Genomic DNA, 16,806 nt, shown 5'->3' on the forward strand with positions numbered 1-16,806 from the left:
GTGCGGGCTCTCAGCGGCGGCGTTCCTTCTTGCCCTGGCACTGCACGCAGCGCGCGGCCTCCGGGCGGGCTTCGAGTCTGCCCTCCGGCACCGGCTTGTCGCAGTCGACGCACCTGCCGTACGCGCCTTCTTCGACGCGCTTGATCGCCTCGATGACCGAGCGGCGCTGCGTGGTGGCCACGGTCAGCATGGCTTGAGCGCGGTCGTTGTCGGTCAGGTCCGACCCGGCGTCCGCCGCCGAGTGCTCACGTACGGCGACGGGATCGCCTTGCAGGACCCCGATCGAGCGGTCCAGCTCCGCGAGCATTTCTTCCAGCCGCTCACGAACGGTCGTGACGTCCACGAATCCGCACCTCCGGGTAAGTGAGGGCAACCCGCGGCCAGGACTCCCCGGATGTCCCCGCCCGGCGCAATTAGGGGCTTCTTTTGGCGGTGACACCGAGTAAACGGATGCATCGCTTTCCTCACCGGATGCCCACTTACCGTGCTCCTTACACCTTTAGAAAAGCGCGGTTTCCTCCTCTTCAGGTAGAGGTTTAATGAGGTCCTGGCCATTGTTTCGCACGTTGTTGACATCCGTGGAGACCGCGTACGCGCTGAGCCGGCCCGGCTCGGCGGGCACCAGCAGCCCTCCTGCCTGGGAGGTGTCGGTCAGCTTGGGGTCGAGCCACTCGGCCCAGTGCTCCTTGTCGATCATCATGGGCATCCTGTCGTGGATGCGGCCGAGCTTGTCCTCGGCGTTCGTGGTGATGACGGTGCAGCTCACCAGCCACTTCAGCGGGTCGTCGTCCTCACGTGAGGGGTCCTTCCAGAACTCGTACAGGCCCGCCATGGCCAGCACCCCGCCGTCGGCCGGATGGATGAAGTACGGCTGCTTCTTCTTCTTTTCGCCCTCCGCGGGCATCCACTCGAAGTAGCCGTCGGCCGGGAGCAGGCACCTCCGCTTGGCGAACGCCTGCCGGAACGACGGCTTCTCGGCCAGCGTCTCGGCCCTGGCATTGATCAGCCGCGACCCGATCGACGGATCCTTGGCCCACACCGGGACCAGGCCCCACCTGACGATCCTGAGCTGCCGCACCGCCCGCTCGGCCTCCTTGGGCACGCGGCTGAGCACGGCGTATACGTTCTTGGTCGGGGCGACGTTGTAGTCGGCGCCGAGCTCCTTGTCGGGCTCGCCGTCCTGCTCGACCTGGAACTCCTCGAGCAGCTCGTGCTTCTTGCGCGCCGATGCGTATCTACCGCACATGACCCCACACTGCCATGCCGGGCTTTCGATCGCATGTTTGCCCTCATGCCTCATGTACGGCCCACAGGCCGACCGCCCCGCGACTCCCGTATCCACAGGTCGGCCGTCCCGCGACTATCCACAGGCCGGCCACCCTGCGACTCCTGTATCCACAGGCCGCCCAGGTTGCGGCCCCCGCCCCGCCACGCCCAGTACCCTTTGACCATGCCCGCTCCGCACTGGCCAGCACCCGCGGCAACCGCTCCGGTCACCGCCACGGTCCTCCTGCCCGGCTCCAAGTCGGTGACCAACCGCGCCCTCATCCTCGCCGCGCTCGCCGACGGCCCGGGGTTCGTGCGCCAGGCGCTGCGCAGCCGGGACGCGGATCTGATGGTGTCGGCGCTGAGAGCCCTGGGCGCGAGGCTGGAGCCCGTCCAGGAGAGCACCGCAGGTGTCGACTGGCGGGTGACACCGGGCCCGATCCGCGGCGGCGCACACGTCGACGTGGGCCTGGCGGGCACGGTCATGCGCTTCGTGCCACCGGTGGCCGCGCTGGCCGACGGCCCGGTCTCCTTCGACGGCGACCCGCACGCACGCAAGCGCCCGATGGGCCCCATCCTCGACGGCCTGCGCTCACTCGGGGCGCGGATCGACAACGACGCCCTGCCGTTCACGATCAGCGGGCCGCTGACGGGCGGCGAGGTCACGCTCGACGCGTCGGGTTCGTCGCAGTTCGTCTCGGGCCTGCTGCTGACGGCCGCGCGGTTCGGCAAAGGCATCACGATCCGCCACGTGGGCCCGCCGGTGCCCTCGCAGCCGCACATCGAGATGACCGTGGAGATGCTCAGAGCGGTGGGCGTCACGGTGGACGACGGCGAGCGCGACGTGTGGCGGGTGGAGCCGGGCCGGATCGCGGCCAGGGACATGACGGTGGAGCCCGACCTGTCCAACGCGGCCCCGTTTCTGGCGGCGGCCCTGGTGACGGGCGGCACGGTGACGATCCCCGCCTGGCCCGTGCGCACCACGCAAGCCGGAGACGCCCTACGCGACCTCCTCACCACCATGGGCGCCACGGTCACCCGCTCCCCAGCCACTTCTCACACAGGCACCGGGCCGCTCCCCGCCACGAGCACGAGCGAGATCACCGCTACCCAAGCGACCGACCTGGCGGCCAGGGGCGCAGGCGGGATCACCGCCGCCGGAACGACCGATCTGGTGGTTACGGGGACGGGCGAGGTCACCGGCATCGACGCCGACCTCCATGAGGTGGGCGAGCTGACCCCGACGATCGCCGCCCTGGCAGCGCTGGCGACCACGCCCAGCCGCATCCGGGGCGTCAGCCACCTGCGCGGCCACGAGACCGACCGCCTGGCCGCACTCGCCACCGAGATCAACCGCCTCGGCGGCGACGCGGAGGAAACCGAGGACGGCCTGATCATCCGCCCACGACCACTGCACGGCGGCACCTTCCACAGCTACGACGACCATCGCATGGCCACGGCCGGCGCCGTGATCGGCCTCGCGGTGCCCGGTGTGGAGGTGGAGAACATCGCGACGACCGCCAAGACCCTGCCGGAGTTCGTCCAGATGTGGACGGCGATGCTGGAAGCCCGATGACGTACATCCTTCATCCAGCCGTGACCAGGGCCAACGGACACCTGCCCACAAGCGCTGGTTTCACCGGAGAAGCACAGGGCACGTCGGAAACGGGCCGCACGTGACGGCGCGCTGCCCGCATGGCGACCCAAAGATCCACCAGCACCACACCGCCACCCGCCCAGGCCCCGATGGCACCCACAACAGCAACACACCTGGACACACCATCACCACCGGCCTGAGCACCACGGGCCAGAGCACCGGCGAGGGCACCACGGGCCGGAGCATCGGCCAGGGCACCACGGGCCGGAGCGTCGGCACCGAGCAGGCGTACCAGGCCATCACCAGCACCACCCACCAAGGTCAGCACAGCGCGAGGACCGCCCACCAAGGCACCAGCACCGATCACGGAGGTCAGTGCACCAGCACCGACCACAGGGGTCAGTGGGCCGGCGCTGACCACGGAGGCGATCACGTCACCACCGGTCACACATACCGGCGCACCACCAGCACCGGGCACACTGATCAGGACAGCGCCAGCGGGGCGAGCCCCGGCGGCCCGCCCCGTCAGGGGTGCCGTCCAACGGTCGAGGCGGCGCCAAGAGACCGGCACCACCTCGACCCACGCCAGCAGCATGACGACGAACGCACCAGCGAAGCACCGCCGCTGAGGCGCACCACCGGATCACCAGGACAGGCATCACGGAGAGGCACCCCCAGATCGCTGGGGCGAGCAGCACCGCACAGATGCACCTCAAGACCACCAAGACAGGCACCTCAGAGGGGACGCGAGCGCATGGGAGCAGACCGCTGAGCAAGCGGGAATACGACGAGGACGATGTACGGGTCAGGCCGGGCAAGGGCTCCAGGCCCCGGACCCGGATTCGTCCTGCGCACGAGGACGCCGTAGAGGGGTTCGTGGTGGCCGTGGACCGGGGCCGCTACACGACGCTGGTCCAGCCGGAACGTCCCAAGGGTTCGGCCCAGAAGCGCAAGCCGCCCAAGCCTCGCCTCGTGATGGCCATGAAGGCCCGCGAGCTGGGCCGCAAGGGCATCGTCGTGGGCGACAGGGTGGCCCTGGTCGGCGACGTGTCGGGCCGCCCCGACACCCTCGCCAGGGTCGTACGCGTGGAGCCGCGCACGTCGATGTTGCGCCGATCGGCCGACGACACCGAGGACACCGACGGCATCGAGCGCCCGGTCGTGGCCAATGCCGACCAGCTCGTCATCGTGACAGCCCTGGCCGACCCGCCGCCGCGCCCCCGAATGATCGACCGCATCCTGGTGGCCGCCTTCGACGCCGAGATCGACACCCTGCTCTGCCTCACGAAGGCCGACCTCGCCCCACCCGACGAGCTGGTCGCCCTCTACGAGCCGTTGGGCGTAGCGCACGTCGTGGTCCAGAAGGGCGGCTCCCTGGACGAGCTGCGCGACCACCTGGCCGGCCGCCTCAGCGTCATGGTGGGCCATTCGGGTGTGGGCAAGTCCACCCTGGTCAACGCTCTGGTTCCCGACGCCAACCGCGCCGTCTCCCAGGTCAACGCCGTCACCGGCCGTGGCCGCCACACCTCCACCTCGGCCGTCGCCCTGGAGTTGCCGGAGGGAGGCTGGATCATCGACACCCCCGGCGTACGCAGCTTCGGCCTGGCCCACGTCTCGGTGGAAACGGTCCTGGCCGCGTTCCCGGACCTCATAGAAGGCACGGTCACCTGCCCGAAGGGCTGCACCCACCTGGACGAGGCCTGCGCCCTGGACGCCTGGGTCGCGGCGGGCAACGCCGACCCCACCCGCCTGGAGTCCCTGCGCCGCCTGCTGTCCAGCCGGGAAGGCACCCCGGACGACCCCACCGCGACCCGCCGCGAAACCACCTCGGAGGACCAGGAAGGCAACCGCGCCGAAACCACCTCGGAGAACCTCGCAGAGGATCTCACCTCAGAGGACCTCGCGGACGACCTCGGCTCGGAGGCCCCCGCAGACGAACCCGCCTCGCAGGACTCCGCCAAAGCCTCGCAGGACCTCGCCGAAACCTCGCAGGACCCCGTCGAACCCGCTTCGGAGGGCCCCAAAGGAACCCGCCGCGACCCCATCCCGGACGACGCCCCCTAGCAGACCAACCGACTGCCGCAGAGGCGCGCGCACGACGAACGCCGGCGACGTCCCGGCATTCCGCCCGTCAGGAGTTGGGCCGGAGCGTCCACGTCACCGTGAGCTCCGACACCACGACACCATCGGCGTTCGTGATCTCCACCTCCACGTCGAACACGGGCCGCTTCCCCGCATCCAGCTCGGCCAGGACCTCCGCCCGATCGGCCAGCAACCGGGCCTCGGCCCGCACCTCCCCCTTGGCCACCTTCCGGTAGGAGATGGTGGCCGTGGTGGGCAGCGGCACGGCCCGGCTGAGCTGATCGCCCAGCGACGACAGTACGGCGGCCCCCGAAGCGGACTCCGCGAGCGTGAACAACACCCCGGCGTGTGGTCCCGCCACATGGTTGTGGAGTTCGGCACGATCAGGCACGCGACAGACCGCCCGCCCGTCCTCCACCGAGTCGAAAACGATGCCCAAAGTCTGGGCAAAAGGAACAGTCTCCAGCAGAAGTGCACCGACATCTATCGACATGGTGGACATGCTACTGGCCAGTAACTGGAATGTGGGTTACCAGAAAAGGGCCGCCTGCGACTGATGTTCCGTATACCCGGCACGATAGCGTGGGCGATCGTGCAGGGTTATAACGATGATCTTCGCCTCGCTCACGTCATGGCGGACGCCGCCGATGACCTGACCATGCGGCGGTTCAAGGCGGTCGACCTCAAGGTCGAGACCAAGCCCGATCTGACGCCGGTCAGCGACGCCGACCGTACGGTGGAGGAGTCCATCCGGGGCACGCTGCGCCGCGCCAGGCCGCGCGACGCGGTCGTGGGCGAGGAGTTCGGGAAGACCGGGTGGGGGGCTCGGTCGTGGATCATCGACCCCATCGACGGCACCAAGAACTACGTACGCGGCGTGCCCGTCTGGGCCACGCTGATCGCGCTCATGGAGTACGGCAAGGTCGTCGTCGGCCTGGTGTCGGCCCCCGCGATCGGCCGGCGGTGGTGGGCGGCGACCGGGGGCGGCGCGTGGACGGGCAAGAGCCTGACCAAGGCGTCCCGCATGCAGGTCTCCTCCGTGTCCGTGCTGGACGACGCCTCGTTCTCGTACTCGAGCTTCGGCGGCTGGGAGAAGACCGGCAAGCTGGACAACTTCCTCGACCTGAGCCGCGCCTGCTGGCGTACCAGGGCCTATGGCGACTTCTGGTCGCACATGATGGTCGCCGAGGGGTCGGTGGACCTGTCGGCCGAGCCTGAGCTGTCGCCCTGGGACATGGCGGCGCTCACCGTGATCGTCGAGGAGGCCGGCGGCGTCTGGACCGACGTCGCCGGCGTGAAGGGCCTGGAGGGCGGCAGCCTGGTGTGCACGAACGGCACCCTGCACCAAGAGGTGATCAACCGCCTCAACGGCACCATCGTCAGGAGCTGAGACCCGCTCGCGACTGGATGCCGGCGGTGGCGGCGTTCAGTTGGTGTTCATCTTTGATGGTCACGTTCCCCTCGTAGGTGACCCCGCTCGGCGGATCGTCATGCCCCAGCGGATCGGCGTCCCAGAAGTTCCCCCGGTAGACCACGTTCTCCAGCGGCGGCCCCACGTGCAGCACGGCAGTGTTGTCGGCCCGCATGACCACGTTCTCCTCGACGATCACCCAACTGGCCCCGTAGTCGGTGTACAGCCCGAAGTTGTACGGCGTCCGCGTGTCCTTGATGACGTTCCCCCGCACCACCGCCCCGTTGCTCGCCGAATCCCCCTGGACCCCGGAGAGATACACGCCGCCCCCGTCGGCCAGCACCTGCATGGTGTCCACGGTCAGATTCCGCAGAATCCGGGTGCCCTCGCCGGGCCCCGCGACGATCCCGCAGTGCGGCACCTGCGTGATCTCGTTGTTCGCGACCACACAGTCGCGTGTCCCGCTCACGGCGATCCCCGGCGACCCGCTGTACTCCAGCCCCACCTGCCGCACCCGATTGCGCTCGATCGTGGTCCCCCGACTGTCGGACACCACGATCCCCCCGGCGGACAACGTGTCGAAGTCGCACCCGCGCACGCTGAACCCCTCGCCCCCGGAGATGCTCAGCCCGGACGCCCCGAGCCGGGTGAACCGGCACCCCTCGATGCGTACGCCGACCGTGTCCTCGAACCTGACACTCGCGGGAATCGTGACGGAAGCCGTTGGATACGTAACGGATCCGCCCTCTCCGATGTAGGCGGTCTCGACGCCCCCACCCTCGTAGTAACCACTGCCGTGGTAGTGCGGAAAGCCCTCGGGCCGGCTCGGCCGCAACCACCCGGCGTCGGCGAACTCCAGCCCCCTGAACGACACGTCCCGCGCGCCGGAAACCCGCAGCAACGTCTCCAGCACGGGCGCCACCACCACGGTCCGCCCGGGATCCTCGCCGGGCAGCGGCAGGTACAGCAGCACGTGCTCCCCCGGCCGCGAACGGTCGAGCACGAAGGTGCCCGGCTCGCGCAGGAAGCTCGGATCGTTCTCGATCGAGGTGGGCAGCCCCGGCCCCTGGGAGGTGTTGCCCTCCCAGGTGGAGTTGTACAGCTCGACGGCCCGCCCGAAGCCGGGCTGCGCCATGGTGATCACGGTCATGTCACCGTCGGCCGCGACCCCGGCCATGCCCAGCCGGGCCTCCGTCCACGGGTAGACGCCCCGGTGGACGAACTCGACGTCCCGCCACCCGCGCGGCTCGGCGCTGTCGGTGACGTAGCCGGTGGGGGTCGCGGACGCCTCCCCCGGCAGGCCGGGGATGGCGGCGCGGGCGGCCCGGCGGCCGTCCACGTAGAGCTGGCGGGTCTCCAGGTCGCCGACCTCGGCCGCCCACACGCCGTCCCGCTCCCGCCACCCGGTGATGCGACGGCCGCCGCTCACGACGGCCTGCTCCCCTTCGAAGGCCTCATAGACGGTTCCCGAGTCTTCCCCGGTGAGCTCGAAGGGCTGGGTCAGCACGTGCGTCCCGCCCCTGAGCCGGACGACCGCGTCGCCGGAGCGGGCCGCGGAACGGGCGCGTTCGAGAGTGGCGAACGGGCGCTCCAAGGAGCCTGGCCAGGAGTCGTCCCCGGAGGGCGCGACGTGGAACTGGAACATCTCCACCACCTTCGTTGTTTATGCCGTACACGAATTAGTACACCATAAACTACGAAGGTGCCAATGACGACGGATCCGGCGGATGACGGGATCGAGCTGCTGTGGCGGGAGGGGGAGCGCGAGCCGCGCCCCGGGCTGAGCCTGGGCAGGATCGTGCGCGCCGCCATCGAGCTGGCCGACGCCGAGGGCCTGGAGGGCCTGTCCATGCGCAAGGTCGCCGACCGGCTCGGCTTCACGACCATGTCCCTCTACCGCCACGTACCCGGCCGCGACCAGCTCGTCGATCTCATGCGCGACGAGGTCCTGGGCGAGCACCCGGAGCACGGCGACGACGAGGTCCTGGGCGAGCACGGTGACCCGGAGGAGGGCTGGCGGGCCAGGCTGCGGTCGGTCGCCAGGCACGCGTGGCAGATCCGCAAGAGACATCCCTGGCTGGCCGGGGTGCGCGGCACCCGTCACCTCCCCGGCCCCAACGGCGTCGCCCACTACGAATACATGCTCTCCACCCTGGCCGGCACCGCGCTCAGGCCGTCCGAGGTGATCGCCGTCATCGGCCTGGTCGGCCGGTTCGTGGACGCCGAGGCCCTGCTCCTGCTGGAGACGGAGCGCGAGGAGCGCCGCAGCGGCGTGTCCGAGGAGGAGTGGTGGGGCGCGCGCGACTCCCTGTACGAGCGCCTCGACCGCTACCCCACGATCTCCCGCCTCTGGGAGACGGGCGGCTGGGACCACCCGGAGGACTCCTTCGAGTTCGGCCTGCGCCGCCTCCTGGACGGCATCGAGGCCCTCGTCCAAGAGCGTGACGAATCCCGTGACGAAACATGCCAGGAATGCGGCAACCCCCTGGAGCCCGCCGCCTCGGGCCGCCCTCCCGTCTACTGCTCCCGAGCCTGCCGGCAACGCGCGTACAGAAAGCGCAAGACCACCTAAAGCGCCAGCACCCGCCGCACCGCGCTCATCAACGCGTCCCGATACGAACCCCCGAACAACACCACGTGCACGAGCAGCGGATGGATCTGGTGCAGCGGCACCCGCTCCCGCCACCCCTCCGCCGGCGGCCACTCCTCCCGGTAGGCCCCCAGCACCCGATCGAGGTAGGGCAACCCGAACAGGTCGAGCATCGCCAGATCCGTCTCCCGATGCCCACCATGGGCCGCCGGATCGACCAGCACCGCATCCCCACCGGACCACAACACGTTCCCGCTCCACAGATCCCCATGGATCCGCGCCGGCGCCTCCGCGGGCCCCGCGACCTCGCCGAACCGCTCCACGGCCCGCTCGACCAGCGCGACGTCCGACGCCGGCAACCGCGCCATCCGCAGGAACGGCAGCACCCGACGCTCCGCGTAGAAGGCCGGCCAGCCGGGGCCCGGCGCGTTGTCCATCGGCAACTCGGCGATGAATCCCGGCCACGGCGCCCCGAAGCCCGGCGCCCCCGACCGGTGCAACCGGGCCAGCGACCGCCCGAACCGCTCGGCGGCCGCCTGACCGGGCGGCTCCTGGCGTACCCAGGACAACACGAGCCGGTCGGAGCCGACCTCGATCACCTCGGGAACGGCGATGGCCTCACCCAGCCAGCGCAGCCCGGCGGCCTCCGAGGCGAAGACCTCGGAGGCGGCGCCGGTCTTGGCGAACACCTCACGCCCGTCGTCCAGCACGCCCCGCCGCAGCCGCCAGCCGTGCGAGGAGCCCAGATCGTCAGTGAATCTCATCGGCGATGTGCTTGGCCACGCCCTCCGCGGCGGACTCGACCAGCTCCAGCACCTCCTCGAACCCTTCGCGGCCCCCGTAGTAGGGATCCGGCACCTCGGCCCCCTCCGGCGCGGCCGGGTCGAACGCGCGGAACAACCGCACCTCCACCCCGGCAGGGGCCAGACGCCGCAGATTGGCGACATTGTCCCGGTCCATGGCGAGCACGAGGTCGTACCGGTCGAACCAGTCTTTTGTGAACTGCCGGGCCCGATGCGTGGAGCCGTCGTAGCCGTGCTGAGCGAGGATCTCCAGCGCTCGTTCATCCATGGGATCCCCCTCGTGCCACCCGCCGGTCCCGGCGCTCTCGACGGTGACATCCTCGGCCAGACCGCGATCGGCGAGCGTCTGGCGGAGCACGATCTCGGCCATCGGCGATCGGCAGATGTTGCCCATGCACACCAGGCATACGCGATAAGTCATAACACCCATCATGAGGGTGACCAGGTGCGTTCACCGAACGTTCACCCTCGTTGGGGGGTCTCAGTCACCTTCGCTGCATAGCTTTCGTGGCGACTAAGGACCAAGTGGGAGGAACCCAACCGTGAAGTATGCAGGCCGGCTCGCCGCCGTCGCCGTAGTCGGCGCGCTCTCGCTCGCTGCGTGCGGCACAGACAACAATGCCTCTGGGGGCACCGGCACGTCCTCCGCCAGCGCCAGTGCGCCCGCAGCGGGCAACGACAACGCGCTGAGCGGATCGATCAACGCCGCGGGCTCCTCGGCCCAGGCCAACGCGATCACCGAGTGGACCAAGAACTTCGCGGCCACCAACCCCGGTGTCACCCTCAACTACCAGCCGAGCGGCTCGGGCGCGGGTGTGCAGGCCTTCATCCAGGGCACGGTCGCCTTCGCCGGCTCGGACTCGGCACTGAAGGACGACGAGCCCACCCAGGCCGACGCCCGGTGCAAGACCGGCAAGGCGATCAACATCCCCATGGTGACCGGCCCGGTCGCGGTCGTCTACAACCTGCCCGGTGTGGACGGCCTGCAACTGTCCCCCAAGACGCTCGGCGGGATCTTCAACAGCAAGATCACCAAGTGGGACGACGCCGCCATCAAGGCCGACAACCCCGACGCCAAGCTGCCCTCCACTCCGATCCAGGCCTTCCACCGCTCGGACGAGTCGGGCACCAGCGACAACTTCACCAAGTTCCTCGTCGCCACCGCCGGCTGGCCGTACGAGGCGGCCAAGGCGTGGCCGGCCGAGGCCAAGGGTCAGGGCTCGAAGGGCTCCGACGGCATCGCCTCGTCCGTGAAGGACACCGAGGGCGCGATCAGCTACGTCGAGCTCTCCTACGCCGAGAACTCCTCACTGCAGAAGTCCAAGGTCGCCAACGGCGCCGGCGAGTTCGTCGAGCTGACCGCGGACAGCGCGGCCAAGACGGTCGAGACCGCCGAGGTCAAGGGCACCGGCAACGACCTCGCCCTGTCGATCGACTACGCCACCAAGACCGCGGGCGCCTACCCGATCGTCCTGGTGACGTACGAGATCACCTGCGAGAAGGGCCTGCCGGCCGACCAGTCGAAGATCGTCAAGGGCTTCCTCACCTACACGGCCAGCGACGAAGGTCAGGCGGCTCTGAAGGAGCTGGGCTACGCCCCCCTGTCGGGCACCCTGCTCACCAAGGTCCGCACCGCAGTCGAGGCGATCTCCTAAGAGCTCATGACGACCAACGCACCCACCCGTGAAGGCGGGCCGGCCACGAGCCGGTCCGCCTCGCGGCGCAGCCACGGCGAAGGCCCCTTCCGCTTCATCTCCACAGCGGCCGGCGTCATCCTGTTGGCGATCATGGCGGCCATCGCCGTGTTCCTCATCAGCGAGGCGATCCCGGCCCTGCGGGCGAACAAGGGCAGCTTCTTCGGCGACCTCACCTGGGAGCCCAACAGCAGCGGCGTGTTCGGGATCGGCGCTCTGGCGTTCGGCACCGTCCTCAGCTCCGCGCTCGCGCTCCTCATCGCCACCCCGATCGCGGTCGGCGTGGCCCTGTTCATCTCGCACTACGCGCCGCGCAGGCTGGCCGCACCGCTGGGCTACCTGATCGACCTGCTCGCCGCCGTACCCAGCGTCGTCTACGGCCTGTGGGGCGTGGCGTTCCTGGTTCCGCTGATCAGGACGCCGTCGCAGTGGGTCAACGAGAACCTCGGGTGGTTCCCGCTGTTCGCCGGTGAGGGCGCCATCGGCGGCAAGACCATGCTGGCCGGCGCGATCGTCCTGGCCATCATGATCCTGCCGATCATCGCGGCCATCTCCCGCGAGGTGTTCCTCCAGGCCCCGAAGACGAACGAGGAAGCGGCGCTCGCCCTCGGCGCCACCCGCTGGGAGATGATCCGGATGGCCGTGCTGCCGTTCGGCCGTCCCGGCATCATCAGCGCCGCCATGCTCGGCCTCGGCCGCGCCATGGGCGAGACCATCGCGGTCGCGCTGATCTTCCCCGCCACCTTCGACATCACCTTCGAGATCCTCACCCCGCACGCCAACAGCATCGCCGCGAACATCGCCAACGGCTTCGGCGAGGCCACCCCGATCGGCCGGGGCGCGCTGATCGCCTCCGGTCTCGTGCTGTTCGTCATCACGTTGCTGGTCAACACGGCCGCACGCATGATCATCAACCGCCGCAAGGAGTACGCGAGGGCCGGCGCATGACCGCGATCCAACACATCTCCACCGGTCGCCGGATCAAAGACCGGGTCGTCCAAGGCCTGGTCTACCTGGCGTTCGCGCTGGCGGTGGTGCCGCTCGTCTCCGTGCTCTGGCTGGTGATCTCCAACGGCCTGGCTCGGTTCGACCTGGAGTTCCTCACCCACTCGATGAACGGCATCGGGGCAAGAGACGCCGGCGGTGGCGCGTACCACGCGATCATCGGCACCCTGGAACAGGTCCTGCTCGCCTCGCTCATCTCGGTCCCGATCGGCCTGTTCACCGCGATCTACCTGGTCGAATACGGCAACGGCGGCCGGCTGAGCCGCTCCATCAGCTTCTTCGTGGATGTCATGACCGGCATCCCTTCCGTCGTTTCCGGCCTGTTCGTCTTCGCGTTCTGGATCCTCGTCCTCGGCTTCCAGTACTCAGGCTGGGCGGGCGCGATCGCCCTGTCGATCCTGATGATGCCGACGGTCGTCCGGTCCGCGGAGGAGATGCTCCGGCTCGTGCCCAACGACCTGCGCGAGGCCTCGTACGCGCTGGGCGTGCCCAAGTGGCGCACCATCATCAAGGTCGTGCTGCCGACCGCGCTCACCGGCATCATCACCGGCGTCATGCTGGCCGTGGCCCGCGTCGCCGGCGAGACCGCGCCGCTGCTGATGACCGTGTTCTTCACCAACTCCATCAACAACGACCCGTTCAGCGGCCCGCAGATGGGCCTGCCGCTCTTCGTCTTCGACCAGGCCGCCCGTCCCAACGACACGGCCGTCGACCGGGCGTGGACCGGAGCCCTCACGCTCATCCTGATCGTCATGCTGCTCAACCTGGTGGCGCGCCTGATCGCCTGGTGGCGTGCGCCCGCCAGGGGCCGATAGGGGGTAATCAGCACAATGTCCAAGCAGATCCAGGTCTCGGGTCTCGACGCGTACTACGGGTCGCACAAGGCGATCGAGGACGTGTCGATGACCATCGAGCCCCGTTCGATCACCGCTTTCATCGGTCCGTCCGGATGCGGCAAGTCGACGTTCCTGCGCACACTCAACCGCATGCACGAGGTGATCCCGGGCGCGCGCGTGGAGGGCAAGGTGCTGCTCGACGGCGACGACCTGTACGCCCCCACCGTCGAGCCCGTCTCCGTCCGCCGGATGATCGGCATGGTCTTCCAGCGCCCCAACCCGTTCCCCACGATGTCGATCTACGAGAACGTGGCCGCCGGCCTCCGCCTCAACGGCCGCGTCGGCAAGTCGAAGATGGACGGCATCGTCGAGGAGTCGCTGAAGGGCGCCAACCTCTGGAACGAGGTCAAGGACCGCCTCACCAAGCCCGGCGCCGGCCTGTCCGGCGGTCAGCAGCAGCGACTCTGCATCGCCCGCGCCATCGCGGTCAAACCGCAGGTCCTGCTGATGGACGAGCCGTGCTCGGCACTCGACCCGATCTCCACGCTGGCCATCGAGGACCTGATGGCCAAGCTCAAGGACGAGTACACGATCGTCATCGTCACCCACAACATGCAGCAGGCCGCCCGGGTCAGCGACAGGACCGCCTTCTTCAACCTCGCCGAACAGGGCAAGCCCGGCAAGGTCATCGAGATGGACGAGACGTCCCGCATGTTCACCAACCCGTCCGAGAAGGCCACCGAGGACTACATCACGGGGCGCTTCGGCTGATGACCCAACAGCAGGCGGCATCCACGATGAACGGGGACACGAGGACGAAGCCCGTACTGCTCATCGCCGACCCCGACGCCTCCGTCGTGGAGAGCTTGGCCACGGCCCTCGAACGCGAGGGCGTGGCCGTCACCGGGGCGTCCGACGGCGCTCAAGGGCTGCTGCTGGCCGGCGCCCTGCAGCCGGACGTGGTGCTCGTGTCGGCCACGCTCCCGGTCATCGACGCGGTGGAGTTCGTACGCGCGGTCCGCATGGCGCGGGCCGTGCCCGTGCTGCTCGGTGTCGGCGAAGGCCACGCCGAGCAGGCGGTGCGTGCGCTCGCGGCCGGCGCGGCCGCCTGCGTGGCCAGGCCCTACCGGGTGCCCGAGCTGCTGCCGTTCATCCAGGCGGCCTCGCCCGAGTCCCGCAAGGTGCTGGCGGTGGGCGGGGTCGAGCTGGACGTACAGGCCTACCAGGTACGCGTGGGCGGCAGGGCCGTACACCTGCCGTTGCGCGAGTTCGAGCTGCTGCAGTACCTGATGCGCAACGCCGACCGTACGGTCACCCGCGAACAGATCATGCGCAATGTGTGGAACGCCGCCGCGAACACCTCGACGAACACGATCGCGGTGCACGTCAAGCGGCTGCGGGCGCGCCTCGGCGACGAGGACGACCGGCTCATCCAGACCGTACGCGGAGTGGGCTACCGCCTCGTCAGCCCCGGCATCCCCGAAAATCCTGCATGATCCGCTTCGTCACGCCTTCGACCGTCGCTATGCCGTACCCGACCTCGGGACTCCCCTCGGTGAGTACGGCAACGGCGTAGTCGCGCCCGTCGTCCCTGATCAGCCCCACGCTGATCGTGGCCCAGCGCTTGGTCGAGACGTGCTTGAGCCAGCCGTTCTTCAGCGCCACGCGCTCGCCATCGCACGCCGCGGCGCTGATCCCCCAGTCCTGCCCGTCGGCGACGGCGCCCATGAGCTTGAGCACCCGTTCCCGGTCATCCTTCTTGAGCGGGCCCTTCCCGGACACCAGCGCCTCCATGAGCCGTACCTGGTCATCCACGGACGTCCTGGTGATCCCCCAGCAGTACAGATCCACACAATTGCCCGGCACCCCGATCGTGTGCTTCAGCCCCAGCCGCTTCCCCGCCGCGCCGAACCCCTCCGCCCCGCCGATCCGCAGCCACAACCGATCGGCCGCGTGGTTGTCGCTGTAGCGGATCATCATCTCGGCATCCCGCCTGACGCCCGCGGACAGCTTCTTCCACGGGGTACGCAGCAACAACGCCATGAGAATCTGCACCTTGGCCGTGCTGGCCGTGATCAGCCGCTCATCGGCGTGATAGCGATAGACCCGCCCCGTCGCCAGATCCTTCACCATGGCCGCCACCGGCCCCGGCCGGCCCGCCAGATAGTGATCGAGCCGCTTGGAGATCCGCTTACCCGAAACCGGCGGCACGACCTCCCGGCCCAGGCTCTCCTCCACCATCCTGGCCTGCCCGGCCTGCGGCAGTATCGGACCCGCCCGCACAGCCGGCGCCGTCTCCGAGGACGACACCGTCACAGTCCGGTCCTCAACCGGCCTCTTCACCACCACTAGCGGCATGACCAGGGCAAGCGCGATGACCAGTCGTGGTATCGCCTTCGCCCTGACGATCATTCGAGCATTATCACGAACATTCCGGACAGACCGCTAGCTCTTCCGTGAAACCGTCTCATGAACACGCTGTTACCGACGTCACTCGCCGGGATCCGCTCCGGGAAACTCCTCGTACGCCTTGTCGAAATACTTCGCCAGTTGCACGTCACGGTCGGAAATGCGATGGCCGATGTCCCACGTGGTCAGGAAAACCCGCACCGTCCGCCAGACGTTCTCCCACCGTGGATGGTGGATCGCGATGTCACAACCGGGAGCCACCTCGCTCATGAACGCCACCGCGCCCCGGAACGTCTTGAAGCGATATTCCCTGTACAGCTCGACCCGGGTCCGCGCGAGATCCTGCGGGAGCGGGCTCTCGACGACCTCCCAATGGCGAAGCACCGCCTCCATCGCCACGGCCAGCTTCTCCTCGCCCAAAGCATCGGGTACGTCGGGAGGCGGGTGCGGGTACCAGCTGTCCCCCGTCACCAGCCGGTCCGAGGCCCCCTTCGCCTTCACCTGGGTCACGACCATCTTCAGGTCGTGCTCGAAGAACTCATCACGCAACTCCACCGCCTGCCGCTCGGGCAGCTCACGCAGTGCGGCAGGAAGGCGTGCCGCCGGAGGCATCCTGGCCCCGCAGACCAGCAGCGGGATCACCTCTTTGCCCGCCGCGCCGAGCGCGGTCGCGATCTCCCGGCGCACCCAGTCGTCCTCCTGGTCGAGCAGCCGTTCCCCCCACTCGTTGGCCGCCCGGATCCACTGATCCCCGATGACCACGAGGACGACCTTCGCCTGATCGAGTGCCGCCTGAAGCCTCTTCGGCCAGACTTCGCCCGGGAGAATGGAGGAGGTGTCCATGAAGACACTGTGCTCTCCGAAAGCCTGCCGCAGAGCCGCCTGAAGCCGGCCCGCCCGCGCGCTGCTGTCGCTGTGGCGATAGGAGATGAAGATGTCGCTCATGAGGCTTCCTCGAAGGTGGCCTGCCGCCCGTGAACTATACGGGACGAGGCCCGACCTCGTAAACGCAAAAAAGGGCTCCGACGCACTACGGCGTCGGAGCCCTCAAAGATTGTCCGGCGGTGACCTACTCTCCCACACCCTCCCGAGTGCAGTACCATCGGCGCAGAG

The 16,806-nt window shown here is 69.0% G+C and carries 16 protein-coding genes and 1 pseudogene; 9 read left to right on the plus strand and 8 right to left on the minus strand.

What is annotated here, in order from left to right; genetic code table 11:
* Nucleotides 1–10: 10 nt before the first annotated feature.
* Both ACFPZ3_RS54625 and ACFPZ3_RS54630 read right to left on the minus strand, forming a co-directional pair.
* Nucleotides 11–343, minus strand: a complete 333-nt coding sequence (locus tag ACFPZ3_RS54625; protein WP_379522376.1) for a TraR/DksA family transcriptional regulator — start codon at nucleotides 341–343, stop codon at nucleotides 11–13.
* Nucleotides 344–499: 156 nt separating this feature from the next.
* Nucleotides 500–1,246 carry an SOS response-associated peptidase gene (locus ACFPZ3_RS54630; protein WP_379522377.1) on the minus strand — a complete coding sequence of 249 codons (747 nt, stop codon included), beginning with the start codon at nucleotides 1,244–1,246 and terminating at the stop codon, nucleotides 500–502.
* Nucleotides 1,247–1,450: 204 nt separating this feature from the next.
* Here ACFPZ3_RS54630 and aroA point away from each other — a divergent pair, with 204 nt between their 5' ends.
* Both aroA and rsgA read left to right on the plus strand, forming a co-directional pair.
* Nucleotides 1,451–2,842 (plus strand): 3-phosphoshikimate 1-carboxyvinyltransferase, encoded by a 1,392-nt coding sequence (gene aroA, locus ACFPZ3_RS54635; RefSeq protein WP_379522378.1) that lies wholly within the window; start codon nucleotides 1,451–1,453, stop codon nucleotides 2,840–2,842.
* Nucleotides 2,843–3,631: 789 nt separating this feature from the next.
* Nucleotides 3,632–4,663, plus strand: a pseudogene (rsgA, locus tag ACFPZ3_RS54640) (ribosome small subunit-dependent GTPase A); the annotation flags it as partial.
* Between the two features lie 331 nt (nucleotides 4,664–4,994).
* Here the strand turns inward: rsgA and ACFPZ3_RS54645 are convergent.
* The gene (locus ACFPZ3_RS54645; RefSeq protein WP_379522379.1) at nucleotides 4,995–5,447 is read right to left on the minus strand and encodes a DUF4442 domain-containing protein; all 453 of its coding nucleotides are present in this window, start codon (nucleotides 5,445–5,447) and stop codon (nucleotides 4,995–4,997) included.
* Nucleotides 5,448–5,537: 90 nt separating this feature from the next.
* Here ACFPZ3_RS54645 and hisN point away from each other — a divergent pair, with 90 nt between their 5' ends.
* Nucleotides 5,538–6,335: a histidinol-phosphatase gene (hisN, locus tag ACFPZ3_RS54650; RefSeq protein ID WP_379522380.1), complete on the plus strand. Its 798-nt coding sequence runs from the start codon at nucleotides 5,538–5,540 to the stop codon at nucleotides 6,333–6,335.
* Here hisN and ACFPZ3_RS54655 read toward each other — a convergent pair.
* Entirely contained in the window at nucleotides 6,325–8,001 is a 1,677-nt protein-coding gene (locus ACFPZ3_RS54655; protein WP_379522381.1) for a right-handed parallel beta-helix repeat-containing protein, read from the minus strand. The two genes, hisN and ACFPZ3_RS54655, sit on opposite strands and share 11 nt — an antisense overlap.
* Nucleotides 8,002–8,064: 63 nt before the next feature.
* Here ACFPZ3_RS54655 and ACFPZ3_RS54660 point away from each other — a divergent pair, with 63 nt between their 5' ends.
* Nucleotides 8,065–8,928 carry a TetR/AcrR family transcriptional regulator gene (locus ACFPZ3_RS54660; RefSeq protein WP_379522382.1) on the plus strand — a complete coding sequence of 288 codons (864 nt, stop codon included), beginning with the start codon at nucleotides 8,065–8,067 and terminating at the stop codon, nucleotides 8,926–8,928.
* Here ACFPZ3_RS54660 and ACFPZ3_RS54665 read toward each other — a convergent pair.
* Together ACFPZ3_RS54665 and ACFPZ3_RS54670 are read right to left on the minus strand one after the other, a co-directional pair.
* A complete protein-coding gene (locus ACFPZ3_RS54665; protein ID WP_379522383.1) occupies nucleotides 8,925–9,710 on the minus strand; it encodes a fructosamine kinase family protein in 786 nt (261 codons plus the stop codon). The two genes, ACFPZ3_RS54660 and ACFPZ3_RS54665, sit on opposite strands and share 4 nt — an antisense overlap.
* On the minus strand, nucleotides 9,697–10,170 hold the full coding sequence (locus tag ACFPZ3_RS54670; RefSeq protein WP_379522384.1) for a low molecular weight protein-tyrosine-phosphatase: 474 nt from the start codon (nucleotides 10,168–10,170) through the stop codon (nucleotides 9,697–9,699). The genes ACFPZ3_RS54665 and ACFPZ3_RS54670 overlap by 14 nt, the downstream gene beginning before the upstream one ends.
* Before the next feature lie 121 nt (nucleotides 10,171–10,291).
* On the opposite strand from ACFPZ3_RS54670, the gene pstS reads away from it, so the two are divergent.
* The 5 genes from pstS to ACFPZ3_RS54695 are packed head-to-tail and all read left to right on the plus strand — an operon-like array spanning nucleotide 10,292 to nucleotide 14,780.
* The gene (gene pstS / locus ACFPZ3_RS54675; protein WP_379522385.1) at nucleotides 10,292–11,404 is read left to right on the plus strand and encodes a phosphate ABC transporter substrate-binding protein PstS; all 1,113 of its coding nucleotides are present in this window, start codon (nucleotides 10,292–10,294) and stop codon (nucleotides 11,402–11,404) included.
* 6 nt (nucleotides 11,405–11,410) lie between these two features.
* Entirely contained in the window at nucleotides 11,411–12,391 is a 981-nt protein-coding gene (pstC, locus tag ACFPZ3_RS54680; protein ID WP_379522386.1) for a phosphate ABC transporter permease subunit PstC, read from the plus strand.
* A complete protein-coding gene (pstA, locus tag ACFPZ3_RS54685) occupies nucleotides 12,388–13,263 on the plus strand; it encodes a phosphate ABC transporter permease PstA (RefSeq protein ID WP_379522387.1) in 876 nt (291 codons plus the stop codon). Before pstC ends, pstA begins: the two co-directional genes overlap by 4 nt.
* Nucleotides 13,264–13,278: 15 nt before the next feature.
* Nucleotides 13,279–14,055, plus strand: a complete 777-nt coding sequence (gene pstB / locus ACFPZ3_RS54690) for a phosphate ABC transporter ATP-binding protein PstB (RefSeq protein WP_379522388.1) — start codon at nucleotides 13,279–13,281, stop codon at nucleotides 14,053–14,055.
* Nucleotides 14,055–14,780, plus strand: coding sequence for a response regulator transcription factor (locus tag ACFPZ3_RS54695; protein ID WP_379522389.1), 726 nt, complete (start codon nucleotides 14,055–14,057; stop codon nucleotides 14,778–14,780). The genes pstB and ACFPZ3_RS54695 overlap by 1 nt, the downstream gene beginning before the upstream one ends.
* On the opposite strand, the gene ACFPZ3_RS54700 is transcribed toward ACFPZ3_RS54695, so the two are convergent.
* Together ACFPZ3_RS54700 and ACFPZ3_RS54705 are read right to left on the minus strand one after the other, a co-directional pair.
* The gene (locus tag ACFPZ3_RS54700) at nucleotides 14,749–15,696 is read right to left on the minus strand and encodes a serine hydrolase (RefSeq protein ID WP_379522390.1); all 948 of its coding nucleotides are present in this window, start codon (nucleotides 15,694–15,696) and stop codon (nucleotides 14,749–14,751) included. The genes ACFPZ3_RS54695 and ACFPZ3_RS54700 overlap by 32 nt on opposite strands.
* A gap of 78 nt (nucleotides 15,697–15,774) precedes the next feature.
* Entirely contained in the window at nucleotides 15,775–16,638 is an 864-nt protein-coding gene (locus ACFPZ3_RS54705) for a 4a-hydroxytetrahydrobiopterin dehydratase (RefSeq protein WP_379522391.1), read from the minus strand.
* Nucleotides 16,639–16,806 lie beyond the last annotated feature (168 nt).

The sequence above is a fragment of the Nonomuraea insulae genome (assembly GCF_042656245.1).

Bases quoted from the DNA above. Each gene is read 5' to 3' on its own strand.
- ACFPZ3_RS54630 (WP_379522377.1), bottom strand. From the start codon at position 1,246: ATGTGCGGTAGATACGCATCGGCGCGCAAGAAGCACGAGCTGCTCGAG.
- aroA (WP_379522378.1), top strand. From the start codon at position 1,451: ATGCCCGCTCCGCACTGGCCAGCACCCGCGGCAACCGCTCCGGTCACC.
- ACFPZ3_RS54645 (WP_379522379.1), bottom strand. From the start codon at position 5,447: ATGTCCACCATGTCGATAGATGTCGGTGCACTTCTGCTGGAGACTGTT.
- ACFPZ3_RS54655 (WP_379522381.1), bottom strand. From the start codon at position 8,001: ATGTTCCAGTTCCACGTCGCGCCCTCCGGGGACGACTCCTGGCCAGGC.
- ACFPZ3_RS54660 (WP_379522382.1), top strand. From the start codon at position 8,065: ATGACGACGGATCCGGCGGATGACGGGATCGAGCTGCTGTGGCGGGAG.
- ACFPZ3_RS54665 (WP_379522383.1), bottom strand. From the start codon at position 9,710: ATGAGATTCACTGACGATCTGGGCTCCTCGCACGGCTGGCGGCTGCGG.
- ACFPZ3_RS54670 (WP_379522384.1), bottom strand. From the start codon at position 10,170: ATGACTTATCGCGTATGCCTGGTGTGCATGGGCAACATCTGCCGATCG.
- pstC (WP_379522386.1), top strand. From the start codon at position 11,411: ATGACGACCAACGCACCCACCCGTGAAGGCGGGCCGGCCACGAGCCGG.
- pstA (WP_379522387.1), top strand. From the start codon at position 12,388: ATGACCGCGATCCAACACATCTCCACCGGTCGCCGGATCAAAGACCGG.
- pstB (WP_379522388.1), top strand. From the start codon at position 13,279: ATGTCCAAGCAGATCCAGGTCTCGGGTCTCGACGCGTACTACGGGTCG.
- ACFPZ3_RS54695 (WP_379522389.1), top strand. From the start codon at position 14,055: ATGACCCAACAGCAGGCGGCATCCACGATGAACGGGGACACGAGGACG.
- ACFPZ3_RS54700 (WP_379522390.1), bottom strand. From the start codon at position 15,696: ATGATCGTCAGGGCGAAGGCGATACCACGACTGGTCATCGCGCTTGCC.
- ACFPZ3_RS54705 (WP_379522391.1), bottom strand. From the start codon at position 16,638: ATGAGCGACATCTTCATCTCCTATCGCCACAGCGACAGCAGCGCGCGG.